11 protein-coding genes and 3 pseudogenes are annotated in these 13,920 nt (G+C 51.4%); 11 read left to right on the top strand and 3 right to left on the bottom strand.

Annotation, left to right across the window (positions count from 1 at the left end; genetic code table 11):
* Positions 1 to 146: 146 nt before the first annotated feature.
* The 7 genes and pseudogenes from acrD to ACMZI0_RS03200 all read left to right on the top strand — a co-directional run bounded on the left by acrD (position 147) and on the right by ACMZI0_RS03200 (position 6,321).
* A pseudogene (acrD, locus tag ACMZI0_RS03230) lies at positions 147 to 3,193 on the top strand (multidrug efflux RND transporter permease AcrD).
* Positions 3,194 to 3,360: 167 nt separating this feature from the next.
* Positions 3,361 to 3,843, top strand: a complete 483-nt coding sequence (locus ACMZI0_RS03225; protein ID WP_415671927.1) for a hypothetical protein — start codon at positions 3,361 to 3,363, stop codon at positions 3,841 to 3,843.
* The gene (locus ACMZI0_RS03220; protein ID WP_415671926.1) at positions 3,755 to 5,107 is read left to right on the top strand and encodes an alkaline phosphatase; all 1,353 of its coding nucleotides are present in this window, start codon (positions 3,755 to 3,757) and stop codon (positions 5,105 to 5,107) included. The genes ACMZI0_RS03225 and ACMZI0_RS03220 overlap by 89 nt, the downstream gene beginning before the upstream one ends.
* Positions 5,108 to 5,116: 9 nt before the next feature.
* Positions 5,117 to 5,389 carry a hypothetical protein gene (locus ACMZI0_RS03215; RefSeq protein ID WP_415671925.1) on the top strand — a complete coding sequence of 91 codons (273 nt, stop codon included), beginning with the start codon at positions 5,117 to 5,119 and terminating at the stop codon, positions 5,387 to 5,389.
* Positions 5,383 to 5,604, top strand: a complete 222-nt coding sequence (locus tag ACMZI0_RS03210) for a hypothetical protein (RefSeq protein ID WP_415671924.1) — start codon at positions 5,383 to 5,385, stop codon at positions 5,602 to 5,604. The genes ACMZI0_RS03215 and ACMZI0_RS03210 overlap by 7 nt, the downstream gene beginning before the upstream one ends.
* Before the next feature lie 8 nt (positions 5,605 to 5,612).
* Entirely contained in the window at positions 5,613 to 6,029 is a 417-nt protein-coding gene (locus ACMZI0_RS03205; protein WP_415671923.1) for an ATP-binding cassette domain-containing protein, read from the top strand.
* Positions 6,007 to 6,321 carry an ATP-binding cassette domain-containing protein gene (locus tag ACMZI0_RS03200; RefSeq protein ID WP_415671922.1) on the top strand — a complete coding sequence of 105 codons (315 nt, stop codon included), beginning with the start codon at positions 6,007 to 6,009 and terminating at the stop codon, positions 6,319 to 6,321. The genes ACMZI0_RS03205 and ACMZI0_RS03200 overlap by 23 nt, the downstream gene beginning before the upstream one ends.
* Positions 6,322 to 6,386: 65 nt before the next feature.
* On the opposite strand, the pseudogene ACMZI0_RS03195 reads toward ACMZI0_RS03200, so the two are convergent.
* A pseudogene (locus ACMZI0_RS03195) lies at positions 6,387 to 7,061 on the bottom strand (1-acyl-sn-glycerol-3-phosphate acyltransferase); the annotation flags it as partial.
* Positions 7,062 to 7,990: 929 nt separating this feature from the next.
* On the opposite strand from ACMZI0_RS03195, the gene ACMZI0_RS03190 reads away from it, so the two are divergent.
* Together ACMZI0_RS03190 and ACMZI0_RS03185 are read left to right on the top strand one after the other, a co-directional pair.
* Complete coding sequence (locus ACMZI0_RS03190) at positions 7,991 to 8,752, top strand: winged helix-turn-helix domain-containing protein (protein WP_415671921.1); 762 nt, start codon at positions 7,991 to 7,993, stop codon at positions 8,750 to 8,752.
* Positions 8,739 to 9,212 carry a FidL gene (locus tag ACMZI0_RS03185; RefSeq protein WP_415671920.1) on the top strand — a complete coding sequence of 158 codons (474 nt, stop codon included), beginning with the start codon at positions 8,739 to 8,741 and terminating at the stop codon, positions 9,210 to 9,212. Before ACMZI0_RS03190 ends, ACMZI0_RS03185 begins: the two co-directional genes overlap by 14 nt.
* A 61-nt stretch (positions 9,213 to 9,273) precedes the next feature.
* Here ACMZI0_RS03185 and greB read toward each other — a convergent pair whose 3' ends face one another.
* Positions 9,274 to 9,756: a transcription elongation factor GreB gene (greB, locus tag ACMZI0_RS03180; RefSeq protein ID WP_415671919.1), complete on the bottom strand. Its 483-nt coding sequence runs from the start codon at positions 9,754 to 9,756 to the stop codon at positions 9,274 to 9,276.
* Positions 9,757 to 10,009: 253 nt separating this feature from the next.
* Here greB and ompR point away from each other — a divergent pair, with 253 nt between their 5' ends.
* Positions 10,010 to 10,729, top strand: a complete 720-nt coding sequence (gene ompR / locus ACMZI0_RS03175; RefSeq protein ID WP_415671918.1) for a two-component system response regulator OmpR — start codon at positions 10,010 to 10,012, stop codon at positions 10,727 to 10,729.
* Positions 10,726 to 12,105 (top strand): two-component system sensor histidine kinase EnvZ, encoded by a 1,380-nt coding sequence (envZ, locus tag ACMZI0_RS03170; RefSeq protein ID WP_415671917.1) that lies wholly within the window; start codon positions 10,726 to 10,728, stop codon positions 12,103 to 12,105. Before ompR ends, envZ begins: the two co-directional genes overlap by 4 nt.
* Before the next feature lie 54 nt (positions 12,106 to 12,159).
* Here envZ and ACMZI0_RS03165 read toward each other — a convergent pair.
* Positions 12,160 to 13,715, bottom strand: a pseudogene (locus ACMZI0_RS03165) (phosphoenolpyruvate carboxykinase (ATP)).
* Positions 13,716 to 13,920 lie beyond the last annotated feature (205 nt).

Genomic DNA, 13,920 nt, shown 5'->3' with positions numbered 1-13,920 from the left:
TCACCAACGTTAATTTACATATTCTCCTCATTTTCTCCACGATGTTGCGTAGGGGGACAGGGTAAAGTAGTGCGTTGTTCAGGATATCTATAAATAATCAACGATATGCGCCACGTATAAAAATAGTCTGAAGGAGCGTTGTTTCGATGGCGAATTTTTTTATTGATCGCCCGATCTTTGCCTGGGTACTGGCCATCCTGCTGAGTCTGGGTGGCATGATGGCGATCGCCTCGTTAGCGGTTGAGCAATACCCAGATTTGGCGCCGCCAAACGTGCGTATCACCGCTTCCTATCCGGGCGCTTCTGCGCAGACCATGGAAAACACCGTGACGCAGATTATCGAGCAAAGCATGACCGGGCTCGATCATTTGATGTATATGTCATCGCAGAGTAGCTCCGGTCAGACACGCATTACCTTAAGCTTTGATGCGGGGACCGATCCTGATAACGCGCGCCAGCAGGTGCAGAACCAGTTGCAGTCTGCGATGCGAAAACTGCCGCAGGATGTGCAGCAACAAGGGGTCACCGTCAACAAGACCGGTGATACCAATATCCTGATGATCGCGTTCGTCTCGACAGACGGCAGTATGGAAAAGCAGGAGATCTCCGACTATGTTGCCAGTAACGTGCAGGAACCGCCCAGCCGTATCAACGGGGTGGGCAGCGTCGATATTTTCGGTTCGCAGTATGCCATGCGCATCTGGCTCGAACCGTCCAAACTCAAATCCTTTTCCCTGGCCGTCAGCGACGTGGTGAGCGCCATCCAGTCGCAAAACAGTCAGGTATCAGTCGGTCAGGTGGGCGGCACACCATCTGTAGACTATCAGTCACTTAATGCCACGGTAAACGCGCGCTCATTGCTGCAAACCCCGGAGCAGTTCCGCGCCATTACCCTGCGTGTGAATCAGGATGGCTCAGCGGTGACGCTGGGTGATGTGGCGAAAATTGAACTGGGCGCAGAAAACTACGACTCGCTGAGCCGTTTTAACGGTCAGCCCGCCTCCGGACTCGGCATCAAGCTGGCATCCGGTGCCAATGAAATTGAAACCGACAAGCTGGTGCGCGCACGGCTGGCAGAGCTGGCCCCGTTTTTCCCGCACGGGCTGGAGGCAAAAATCGCGTTCGAAACCTCTCCCTTTGTAAAGGCCTCCATTGAGGATGTGGTGAAAACGCTGCTGGAAGCGGTGCTGCTGGTGTTTCTGGTTATGTACCTGTTCTTGCAAAATTTTCGCGCTACGCTGATTCCCACCATCGCCGTTCCCGTGGTGCTGCTGGGGACTTTTGCAGTGCTCTATGCCTTTGGTTTTAGCCTCAATACGTTGACCATGTTCGCCATGGTGCTCGCTATCGGCTTGCTGGTGGATGATGCCATCGTGGTGGTGGAAAACGTTGAGCGCGTGATGAGCGAGGAAGGGTTAAGCCCCAAAGCCGCGACGCACAAATCGATGCAACAGGTGCAAAGTGCGCTGGTGGGGATTGCGCTGGTGCTTTCTGCGGTGTTTGTGCCGATGGCGTTTTTTGGCGGCACGACCGGCGCCATTTACCGCCAGTTCTCCATCACTATCGTTTCTGCCATGGTATTGTCGGTGCTGGTGGCGTTGATTTTGACCCCCGCACTGTGTGCCACGCTGTTGAAACCGCTGGCGAAAGGTGAACATCATGGTAAACGCGGCTTCTTCGGCTGGTTTAACCGTCAGTTTAATCAGCTTTCTGATCGCTACGAGCACGGGGTTGGCAAGATATTGGTCAAAAGTGGCCGCTGGTTTGTGCTCTACCTCGCGATTATTGGCGTGATGGCGTTCCTGTTCCGTACCTTACCCACCTCGTTTTTGCCGCAAGAAGATCGCGGCGTCTTTATGACGCAGATTCAGCTACCGCCCGGCTCGACACAACAGCAAACGCTGAAAGTGGTCGAGAAGGTGGAAGCCTATTATATGACGCAAGAAAAAGAGAACGTGGTGTCGGTGTTTACCGCGGTCGGTAACGGTCCCGGCGGTAACGGCCAGAACGTAGCACAACTGTTTGTTCGCCTGAAAGATTGGGATGAACGCCCCAGCGCGCAAAACAGCGCAGGAGCCATCGTTGAACGGGCAACGCGCGCATTTCGCCGTATCAATGAGGCGCGGGTTTTCGCTAGCACGCCGCCGGCGATTTCCGGTTTGGGTAATGCTTCCGGGTTTGATATGGAATTGCAGGATCGCGCAGGATTGGGGCACGACGCCTTGATGGCGGCGCGCGACACGCTGCTGGAGCAGGCGGCTGGCGACGCGCGGTTGACCCGCGTGCGCCACAACGGTCTTGATGACAGTCCGCAGATGCAAATCACCATCGATCAGCGCAAGGCCGAATCGCTTGGGGTTTCCATCAGCAACATCAACAGTACGCTGAAGATTGGCTGGGGCTCCACTTACGTGAACGATTTTATCGATCGTGGACGGGTGAAAAAGGTGTGTGTGCAGGCGGCCGCGCCTTACCGTATGCTGCCAGACGATCTCAACAAATGATATGTGCGTAATGACAGCGGTGGCATGGTGCCGTTCTCCGCCTTTGCCTAAACCTCGTGGATGGACCGGTTCGCCGCGTCTGGAGCGCTATAACGGCTTCTCCGCGTTGGAGATCCTCGGTGAGTCTGCGCCGGGCGTCAGCACCGGCACCGCCATGGATGTGATGGAGCAACTGGTTGCCAAATTGCCGGAAGGATTTGGGCTGGAATGGACCGGGATGTCGCTGCAAGAACGCATGACTGGGGCTCAAGCTCCGGCGCTCTATGCTATCTCCCTGCTGGTGGTGTTCTTGTGTCTGGCTGCGCTGTATGAGAGTTGGTCCGTGCCGTTCTCCGTGATGCTGGTTGTGCCGCTCGGCGTGCTGGGCTCATTAATCGCTACCTGGGCACTCGGGCTGGAAAACGATGTTTATTTTCAGGTCGGCCTGCTGACAGTGATCGGGCTCTCAGCCAAAAACGCCATATTGATTGTAGAGTTTGCCAACGATATGAACCACAAAGGCGTGGATATCGTTAAAGCCACGCTGGAAGCCTCCCGCCAACGCTTGCGCCCAATCCTGATGACGTCACTGGCCTTTGTTTTTGGTGTGTTGCCGATGGCAACCAGCACCGGTGCTGGCGATTTTCTTTGTTCCCCTCTTTTTCGTCGTTGTACGACGCCGCTTCCCATTGAGAGAGAAAACGGAGTAGTGCTTATTGGTCTCTCTTTCCTTATCCCCGTGGGAGTCACGGGGATTTTTTTCCTGCCAGCCAAGTGACGAATAAACATCACCATCCCTGTCAACATTCATCAAACTGTAAACAAAGGTAACTAACTAGGTTATGTCGTGATTATATTATCGCTCAAGGACATGACCATGAACGCTCGTTGGCTACTGCCGTTGCTGTTTGCTTCCACCCTGCCGGGGTTCGCGCAGGCTCAAGCGATTTACCCTATCGACCGCGCCACCATGCTGGCTGGCGGTAAGTTTGATTTTAAAGTCGAGTTTGATTCTGTACTGAAACCCGCTGATGTTCGCATTCTGATCAACGGCAAGGATTACCAGCAGGTGCTGGGCAAATCCGCTACCTTTGTTGAGCGCGAAGACGGGCAGGATGTCTCTGCCGTATGGATCCGCAATGTGTTCCTGCCGCAGGCAGGCAAGTATGAAGTGGAAGCGCAGGCCAACGGCAAAACGGCGAAAGTGACCTGGGATGTCTACCCCAGCGCTGAGAAACGCAAAGCGAAGAACGTCATTCTGTTTATCGGTGATGGTCTCTCCGTGGCGCACCGTACCGGCGCGCGCATCCTTCTCCAAAGGCGTGACCGAAGGGAAAGACGATGGTCGTTTGGCGATTGACGATCTGCAATACATGGCGTTTGCGGGCACCTCCAGCACTGACTCCATCGCGGCAGACAGCGCCAACACCATGAGCGCATACATGACGGGCCACAAATCCGGCGTGAATGCGCTGGGTGTCTACGTCAGCCGCAGCAAGAACTCGCTGGAACACCTGAAACAGGAAACGCTGGGCGAGCTGATCACCCGTTCTTCCAAAATGTCGGTTGGTGTGGTCAGTGACGCCGAACTGGAAGATGCCACGCCAGCGGCAGTGGTGTCTCACACCCGTCGTCGCGCAGATAAAGCCGAAATCGTTGAGATGTTCTACAACGTGAAGCCGACGGTGATGCTGGGCGGCGGTTCTGCTTACTTCCTGCAGAAAAGCACGGCCGATTCTAAACGTAAGGATGAAACCAACTACGTTGAGAAATTCCAGCAAGCGGGCTATACGCTGGTGACTGACGCAGATGGGCTGAAGAAGAATGCTGAGCAGGCGACCAAACTGCTGGGGCTGTTCCACACCGGCAATATGGACGGTGTGTTGGATCGCCGTTTCCTGAAAAACGACGTAACCAAGAAATTCCCCAATCAGCCTGACCTGACTGACATGATGCAGGCTGCGCTGGATGTGCTGTCGAAAAACAAAGACGGCTTCTTCCTGATGGTGGAATCGGCGCTGATCGACAAAGCCTCTCACCCGCTGGATTGGGAACGCGCCTTTACCAACACCATCATGCTGGATCAGTCAGTGGCTATCGCCAAAAAGTTTGCTGAGAAGAATCCGGATACGCTGATTATCGTGACCGGTGACCATACGCACGGCCTGTCGATTGTCGGTACGGTAGATGACAACAAACCCGGCACCGAGATGCGTGAAAAAGTGGGCGTGTATGAAGATGCGGGCTTCCCGAACTATCAGGATGCCAACAAAGACGGTTATCCGGATGATATCAACGTCTCCAAACGGTTAGCGGTATTCTTCAACAACTACCCGGATTACTACGAAACCTTCCGTCCGAAACTGGATAACCAGTTCGTTCCTGCCATCAAGAACGAAAAAGACCAGTATGTGACGAACAAGGCTTATGAAAACGTCCCGGGTGCCGTGTTCCGTGAAGGCATCCTGCCGCGCTCTGAGGATACCGGTGTCCACGCCGTGGATGACATGGTGATTCAGGCCAGTGGCCCTGGCGGCGAACGCATTCGCGGTTATATGGAAAACACCGAGCTGTTCCGCGTGATTGTTGATGCGCTGGCGCTGAAACCGCAAACCACCAAGTAATGCGCTGTGATGAATAGTCATACTTCACTTCCGGCGGGGGAAACTCCGCCGTTATTATTCTCTGCGATGTGGCGTTTGATGGCCGCCTGCGTGTTGATGCTGAGCGTGATTGGCACCGCGCGTGCCGCATTGCCCACACTTTCTTTCGATAAACTCTATGCCTCTTATGGCGTGCTTGGGCTGGAATTTTCCGATGAGGTAAAAACCTTTCTGGAAAACGCGTCAAAATGCGTGGCTTTATGGCCCCTCCGCTCAAAGCTGAATCCCAATTCTTTATGTTGACCAAAATGCCGATGGCTCTCTGCCCGTTCTGCTCTTCCGATGCTGACTGGCCGGAGGATATCGTGGTGGTCTACCTGTCAAAACGGCAAACCTTCGTACAGAACAACACCATTATCGAAGTGGAAGGCGTTCTGGAACATGGTTCATGGACAGATCCGGAAACCGGGTTTGTTAGCCTGTTGCGCCTGCGCGATGCCCGCTTTGATACTCCGTAGGAGCCGCTGTGGCCGATTTGCGCATTGAAAATTTAACCGTGTCCTTTCCAGATATGTCCAGCGCAGTGCTGGACATCGCCCAATTGCAGATTGCTGCGGGCAGCTGCGTGGCGGTGATGGGGCCGTCAGGATCGGGTAAAACCACGTTAGTGAATGCCATCACCGGCATGGACTGTCAGGGCACCGGCAGTGTGCGCTGGGGTGAGCAGGACATTCGTCAACTGTCCGAAGCCGAGCGCGATCGTTGGCGTGCTCGCCATGTTGGCCTGATTATGCAGGATTTTCATCTGTTTCCCGGTCTTGATGCGTTAGAGAACGTGCTGCTGCCAGCACGTTTTCATCATTGGCGATTGCCTGCGTCATTGGCGATTGCCTGCGTCGTTGAAGGCTCGGGGAAAAATATTGCTGGAACGCGTGGGGGTTAACACGGGCGATCGCCCGATTGAAGTGCTGTCGCGCGGTGAGAAACAGCGTGTGGCCGTGGCGCGCACACTACTGGCGATGCCGGAAATAATCGTTGCCGATGAGCCAACGGCCAGCCTGGATGCGCATAACGGTGAACAGATTGCGGATTTGCTGGCGACGTTGGCGCGAGAACATCAAAGCACGCTGATCGCCATCACGCATGATAAACGACTGGCCGCGTTGATGTCGCGTTGCGTTCAGTTGGAAAAAGAACAACTGGTGGCGGATGGTCATCGGGAGGAGCAGGCATGATCCCATGGCGTTTGATTACCGCAGACTGGCGTCGGCTTTGGCCGGGCGTGGTGGTGGTATTGATTGCGCTGGCCGCGTTGCTGAAACATTTCCCGTACCAGTAGCAGCGTTGAGAGTGGCCGATAGAGCAATGAAGAGAGTTAGAACAAGCTGCTATTACGCCCGCTGATATGAATGGGAACGACTGGCGCCCGTGCTTTGCCGGCCATACGAATGAAACCGCTGTGCCAATGGCCATCGTGGATCCCTTGCAGGCTGATACGCGACACTTCCCCCGCCGGGAACAGGATGATGGCACCATCTTGATTCAGATGCTGTTGTATTTCATTGATTTGTGAGCGTTTAGTGCGATTATTAAAGTTATCGACCGCGAGCAGAACCCCTTTTAACGGGGTAATGTAGGAGAGCACTTGGCTTGCTAAAATGCGCACGTCAGGGCGAACGCTCGCCACCGCACGCAGCCGCGCCAGGCTATCGAGCGAGCCGATTGGATGGTTGGCAACCAGTACTACCGGCCCTTGGCTAGGGATATTTTCTAAATCACCTTCCACCATTTCACAACTGAAATTGAAATAGTCCAGAATTTTCTCGACCAGATCCAGACCTTTCAAATGGGGATAGCGTTCGGAGAATTGTTGCATTTCGCGCTCAAAAAGGAGTGCACGCAAAAGAGAACGTTGCCAGGATGGCGTTTGACGATGTGGTGCAAGGTCTTGCAGGATGGCATCTAAGCTGAACATATCCGAGTCTCCCGTGACACTTCGAGGCTAAATTAAGCGATCCAAGTGACACATTTATGTCAACACAAAAATAATCTCGTATCTGTCATATTTTAATTTTCCGGTGCGTTGGCTGCGCTCACTGGCTTGAATCACTTACTTGCCGTTTCCCTGTAATGCGAATAATTTAAGCAGATACCTCATAAGGAAAGATTTTCAGGGCGGGTTACCCCCAATGATGCACGTCATGCTTAATAAACGCATCACATTGGCTGCGATGTCATGATAATTACGAATGAATTCGCAATTATCATGCAGAATAGAGAGGTAGGACAAATCGAATAAGCGAACGGCAACGAACTTACGAATGCTAAAGATGATTTAGTCCTAGTGGTATTGAGTTGTGTATTTCCTGAGCTTGGAATAAATCATCTATGGTATAATTCATTGGCGTTATTATTCATCGCGGTATTTGCACGTAACCTATTTTTTCAAATCGTAAAATTTGTTTTTATGTTTTATAGACGACAGCGTTATTAACTTGCTTTTTAATAGGTTTGATTTATGTCTCTTCTGCGATAAACGTGTGGAGGACATACTATGATATCTATTACCCTCAAGGTGTTATTCATTTTTTTGGGGTTTTTGTTTATCTGTGGTTTGTATCGATTTTATCTATTATTCTTTCAAAAAACGCGCTTGTATTTCTTAAGGTAAATAATCTTTGACAATAAACGAACAAATTTTTATGCTACGGCTCAATCTTTTTATGACGTTGTGTAAAGGTATGGCATAAAGGTATTGTTAAAACCAATATTCTCATGGGCTTCAATGAGCGATCTAAGATATACATCGCAGGTTTTCCATTTCCTATGTTCTGTATAAATAAACATTTCATCAATAGGGTTAGGTTATTTTTAAAATAACACTTGCTTATCCCAGAGGTTTTTATGGCCTATTTGATTAATCAAACCATTATTTTTAATGATGGAGAGGGGACTTTAGCCTGGAGTGACCGTGAAGGTGAAACCATTTCATTGAGCGCGCCTATTGCACGTATACTTGCCACTCTGATTGATAATCCGGGGGTTACTTTAAGCCGTGAATTGTTGCTGCGAGAGGCACTTGAAAAGTACTCGCTTTCCCCTTCTATCAGCAATCTCAATAATTATATCTCGCTGCTTAGAAAGGTATTACGCAATTTTGGTCTGGCTGAGGCGATTGTCACCGTCCCGAAATCAGGCATTGTTTTTCATGTTGACAGTATTGAGGCCTATGCCAAACAGCACGTGGAGGCACACACGATAGAAAATGCGGTGGATACGTCGACGAAAGCGCATGTCGGTGGCGTAACGCCCCGATTGATCACACCAAATAATTCGACATCCCGTTTCCAGATAGGTTATAAGGCCAAGCTTATTATTATTATCGGCATGATTCTGTTATTTATTTTTTTCATGGTGTCGTTTTCTGGTCGTTTCCCTTATCGGCCTTTGGTCAGAGTCAATGTGGCAAATAAGTGTGATGTCTTTGCCTTGCAGGATGCGGTTAACCAAGAGTCGATCGCAGGCTATCAAGAACTTTGTGGTGATAATGTTTTGTTTATTTCATCAAAGACAATGCCGTTTCATGGCCCAGGAATGAAAAAGAATCGTGTCATCATTGCATGTAGTAAACGAGGAAAAGGATGTACTACCTATGTTGAAAAATAATCGAGGTAATAAAATGGTATGGTTTAGTCTGTTACTATTAATAATGATTTTATTGGCGGGGCCGTATTATTTTAAACAGCAGTCTTTTCACAAACCAGTGATTTGTTGTGGCGAGGTCAGAGTCAGAGAGGGAAATGAAAAATATAGAATAAGAAAGGAATACGATGTCAATATTTATTTAAGCGACAAAAATCGTGTATTAATTTTTATTGATGGTGTGTTTATTGGTGAGGATGATGTTCCTCGCACGGTACAGCGAACATTCAGTTTTGACTCCGTCTGGAATGAAAACCGCCTGATAGTAAAAAATGTCTCGCTAGATAAAAATCCAGAAGATAATGCACCTGATGATGCTTTCTCTATGATCGGAGAAAATGACATCCTGGAGTTTGAAATGCTGACGCACGATGTCTATCTTATCAGCACGGCGTGGTCAAAACTGGCCTGTAATATTCGCTGACGCTGTTCCCTTCACTCCGTGATGTCAATGTTGTCCGGTTCGTGAACTGGAGGCCGGGCGATTACTCGGCGGGTGTTGTATACGAGATCATATTTACATACCACGTTTTTTCGCCAGAGGGCGTTTTCACTTTCACCTCTTCATCGAGCTCTTTTTTCAGTAATGCCCGCGCCATCGGCGCGTCGATTGAAATATAGTCTTTGCGCCCATAGATCTCATCAGGGCCAACGATACGAAAGCGCATTCGGTCGCCTTGCTCGTTCTCCACTTCGACCCAGGCACCAAAGAACACCTTACCATCCTGTTGGGGGGAGTAATCGACCACGCGCACGATTTCCAGACGTTTTCGCAGGTAGCGCACCCGGCGGTCTATTTCGCGCAATAGTTTCTTGTTGTATTGGTAGTCGGCATTTTCACTGCGATCGCCTAAACTTGCCGCCCAAGCCACTTTTTCTGTAATTTCAGGACGACGTTCTTTCCAAAGATAGTTAAGCTCTTTGTAGAGCATGTCGTAACCTTCACGGGTGATAAGATCGGTTTTCATCGTTTGTTTTCATCATCGGTTATTACGGGTACGCGTGGTGTGGCGTTAACACACTGTGAGCAGTATAGGCGTTGCCGCATCCGATGGCGATAGTGCGTATAAAGTGAAGGAAATGATTGATTAATCCCTATTTTATTATGCTTTGTAACAATTTTGCCTGCACCTGCAATATATACCAGAAACGACTGTCAGTAATTCATGGGTTTTTGAACAATACGGGCATCGGCAGCGATTACGCTTTTGGAGAATGAAAATGCAAGAGAATTATAAAATTCTGGTAGTAGATGATGATATGCGCCTGCGCGCACTGCTGGAGCGTTACCTGACGGAGCAAGGTTTTCAAGTACGTAGCGTTGCCAATGCTGAACAGATGGATCGTTTACTGACGCGTGAGTCCTTCCACCTGATGGTGCTGGACCTGATGTTGCCGGGCGAAGACGGGCTCTCTATTTGCCGCCGCCTGCGCAGCCAAAGCAACCCCATGCCGATCATTATGGTAACGGCGAAGGGGGAAGAAGTGGACCGTATCGTTGGTTTGGAAATTGGTGCTGACGACTACATACCTAAACCGTTTAACCCGCGTGAACTGCTGGCCCGCATTCGTGCTGTGTTGCGCCGTCAGGCGAACGAATTGCCGGGTGCGCCCTCGCAGGAAGAGGCGGTTATCGCGTTTGGCAAGTTCAAGCTGAATCTGGGCACGCGAGAAATGTTTCGCGATGACGAACCGATACCGTTGACCAGCGGTGAATTTGCCGTGTTGAAAGCGCTGGTCAGCCATCCGCGCGAGCCGTTATCACGCGATAAGCTGATGAATCTGTCGCGTGGCCGCGAATACAGCGCCATGGAACGTTCCATCGATGTGCAGATCTCGCGTCTGCGTCGCATGGTTGAGGAAGATCCGGCACATCCGCGCTACATCCAAACCGTCTGGGGGTTGGGGTATGTGTTTGTGCCGGACGGCAGTAAAGCATGAGACGATGGCGCTTTTCTCCGCGCAGTTCGTTTGCCCGGACGCTATTGCTGATTGTCACCCTGTTGTTCGTCAGTCTGGTCACCACCTATCTGGTGGTGCTCAACTTTGCTATTTTGCCGAGCCTTCAGCAATTTAATAAGGTGTTGGCCTACGAAGTGCGCATGCTGATGACCGACAGGCTGCAACTGGAGGATGGCTCTTCACTGGAAGTGCCACCTGCGTTCCGGCGTGAAATCTATCGCGAGCTGGGAATCTCCCTGTATACCAATGCCGCGGCGGAAGAGAGCGGGTTACGTTGGGCGCAGCATTATAAGTTTTTGAGCCAGCAAATGGCGCAGCAGCTTGGCGGCCCGACGGATGTGCGCGTTGAAGTGAGCAAAAACACCCCGGTGGTGTGGTTGAAAACCTGGCTCTCGCCGGATATCTGGGTGAGGGTGCCACTGACGGAAATCCATCAGGGCGACTTTTCGCCGTTATTCAGGTATACGCTGGCAATCATGTTGCTTGTCATCGGCGGAGCGTGGCTGTTTATCCGCTTGCAGAACCGCCCTCTGGTGGAGCTGGAGCATGCGGCGCTGCAAGTGGGGAAAGGCATCATTCCGCCCACGTTGCGCGAGTATGGTGCCTCTGAGGTGCGTTCGGTAACGCGCGCCTTCAACCAGATGGCAGCGGGTGTCAAACTGCTGGCCGATGACCGCACGTTATTGATGGCGGGCGTCAGCCATGATTTACGCACGCCGTTAACGCGTATCCGGCTAGCCACGGAGATGATGGGCAAGGAAGACGACTATCTGGCTGAGTCCATCAATAAGGATATTGAAGAGTGTAATGCCATCATCGAGCAATTTATCGACTATCTGCGCACCGGTCAGGAAATGCAGATGGAAGCGGCGGATCTGAACACTATTCTGGGTGAAGTGGTTGCGGCGGAGAGTGGTTACGAGCGCGAGATTGACAGCGATTTCTCCGAGGGGGAATTGATGGTGCGCATCAGTCCGCTGTCCATCAAACGTGCGGCGTTGAACCTGGTGGTTAATGCGACACGCTACGGCAACGCTTGGATCAAGGTCAGCAGTGGACGAGAACTGCAACGCGTCTGGTTCCAGGTGGAAGACGATGGTCCGGGTATCGATCCCGCGCAGTTAGCTTATCTGTTCCAACCCTTTGTGCGCGGCGACAGCGCGCGTACCACCAGTGGTACCGGATTAGGGCTGGCGATAGTGCAGCGTATCATTGATGCGCATGATGGCGCGTTGGACGTGGGCACCAGCGAGCGCGGCGGGCTGTGCGTGCGCGCCTATCTGCCCTTGCCGTATGACCGAATCAAAGAGGGTCCACCTGCCGCTGAAAAAGAGGCTTCGGGATCCGAAGGGTGAGGAATACGGGAAATACAGACAAAAAAAGCGCGGGCGAACCCTCGCTTTTGCGTTTTATTGCGTAATTTCGGCCCCAATTTCAGGCCCGGCACTGACCAGCGCCTGACCGGCAGGGGTATCGGTATACTTGTCGAAGTTGGTGCAAAAACGCTGTACCAAATCTTCGGCTTTCTCTTGCCACTTCGCCCGACTGGCATAGGTGTTGCGTGGATCAAGAATCTGAACATCAACCCCCGGCAGTGAGAGAGGGATTGCCAGATTGAAGATCGGCAACGTATGCATTTCGGCATCATCAATGCTGCCGTTGAGAATGGCATCAATGATGGCGCGGGTGTCTTTAATCGAGATGCGTTTGCCAGAACCGTTCCAGCCGGTGTTCACCAGATAAGCCTGTGCACCAGCGGCTTTCATGCGTTTTACCAGCACTTCAGCGTAGCGCGTCGGGTGAAGGGAGAGGAACGCGGCACCAAAACAGGCGGAAAACGTCGGGGTTGGTTCCGTGATCCCGCGCTCTGTGCCCGCCAGTTTGGCGGTAAAGCCGGATAGGAAATGGTACTGCGTCTGGTCAGGTGTCAGGCGCGATACCGGGGGCAAGACGCCGAAGGCATCTGCCGTTAGGAAAATCACCTTACGTGCATGTCCCGCTTTGGAAACCGGTTTGACGATGTTCTGAATATGGTAAATGGGATAGGAGACGCGGGTGTTCTCCGTCTTGCTGCCGTCGTTGAAATCCACACTGCCATCTTCCCGCACCGTGACATTCTCCAGCAGCGCATCGCGTTTGATAGCACCGTAAATATCCGGTTCAGCCTCTTTCGACAGCTTGATGGTTTTGGCGTAGCAGCCACCTTCAAAGTTGAACACGCCATCATCATCCCAGCCGTGCTCATCATCACCAATCAACTGGCGTTTCGGATCGGTGGACAGCGTGGTTTTTCCGGTGCCGGACAGGCCGAAGAAGATGGCCACATCCCTTTTTTCATTTCGCCGCCGTACCAGGTACCGCCGATCAGTTGGATCCGCTCTGTCAGGTTAAAGGCGACAAAATTCTCCGAGTTCAGCCCTTGCTCCTGCCACTGCGGATTCGTGCATTTTGCCCCGTTCATCACGATAAAATCGGGCTCAAACTGCTTGAGTTCATCCTCGTCCGGACGAATAAACATGTTTTTGACGAAGTGGGCCTGCCAGGCAACTTCAGTGATAAAACGCACTTTCAGGCGGGTGTCTGGGTTGGCTCCGCAGAAGGCATCGATAACAAACAGGCGTTTACCGGAAAGCTGCTCGGTCACCAGCTGTTTCAGGTGGCTCCAGACCTCTTGCGTCATGGGATGGTTATCGTTCTTGCCTTTGCCTTGATCTGACTATCACACATGCTCACGCGTGGTGTCATCACGAACGATATATTTATCTTTGGGCGAACGACCGGTAAAAACGCCGGTGTCGACGGCGATAGCGCCCAGCTTGGTTTCTCTGCCGCGTTCATATCCCTCCAGGCCGGGAGCAACCTCCTCCTGGAAAAGTACTTCATAACTCGGATTGTAGACAATCTCGCTAACATCGCGGATTCCATAAGCGGCGAGGGCTTGTGGTGCAATACCTTTCATCTGCATATCGCTACTCCTCAATAGTTATAGTCATACTGATAGTTATTGTAGGGAGTAAGCCTATTTTAGCTGGGATAACAATCATAAAATTAAATAATTTAAGACATGGGTTTGTTTAATTTTCGTTAAGTGAAACGATTTTTCTCTCAAATAGCTGAAAAATAAAAACGGGCACCTCGGTGCCCGTTTGGTCGATGATTCTCCATCAATA

The organism is Symbiopectobacterium sp. (assembly GCF_047692315.1).
Taxonomy (GTDB): Bacteria; Pseudomonadota; Gammaproteobacteria; order Enterobacterales; family Enterobacteriaceae; genus Symbiopectobacterium.
Note: the sequence above shows the minus strand (reverse complement) of the source record. Positions and strands in the feature narration are given on the sequence as shown.

Excerpts from the sequence above, each read along its gene's own strand:
- ACMZI0_RS03225 (WP_415671927.1), top strand. The coding sequence starts at position 3,361 with ATGAACGCTCGTTGGCTACTGCCGTTGCTGTTTGCTTCCACCCTGCCG.
- ACMZI0_RS03220 (WP_415671926.1), top strand. The coding sequence starts at position 3,755 with ATGGTCTCTCCGTGGCGCACCGTACCGGCGCGCGCATCCTTCTCCAAA.
- ACMZI0_RS03215 (WP_415671925.1), top strand. The coding sequence starts at position 5,117 with ATGAATAGTCATACTTCACTTCCGGCGGGGGAAACTCCGCCGTTATTA.
- ACMZI0_RS03210 (WP_415671924.1), top strand. The coding sequence starts at position 5,383 with ATGTTGACCAAAATGCCGATGGCTCTCTGCCCGTTCTGCTCTTCCGAT.
- ACMZI0_RS03190 (WP_415671921.1), top strand. The coding sequence starts at position 7,991 with ATGGCCTATTTGATTAATCAAACCATTATTTTTAATGATGGAGAGGGG.
- ACMZI0_RS03185 (WP_415671920.1), top strand. The coding sequence starts at position 8,739 with ATGTTGAAAAATAATCGAGGTAATAAAATGGTATGGTTTAGTCTGTTA.
- greB (WP_415671919.1), bottom strand. The coding sequence starts at position 9,756 with ATGAAAACCGATCTTATCACCCGTGAAGGTTACGACATGCTCTACAAA.
- ompR (WP_415671918.1), top strand. The coding sequence starts at position 10,010 with ATGCAAGAGAATTATAAAATTCTGGTAGTAGATGATGATATGCGCCTG.
- envZ (WP_415671917.1), top strand. The coding sequence starts at position 10,726 with ATGAGACGATGGCGCTTTTCTCCGCGCAGTTCGTTTGCCCGGACGCTA.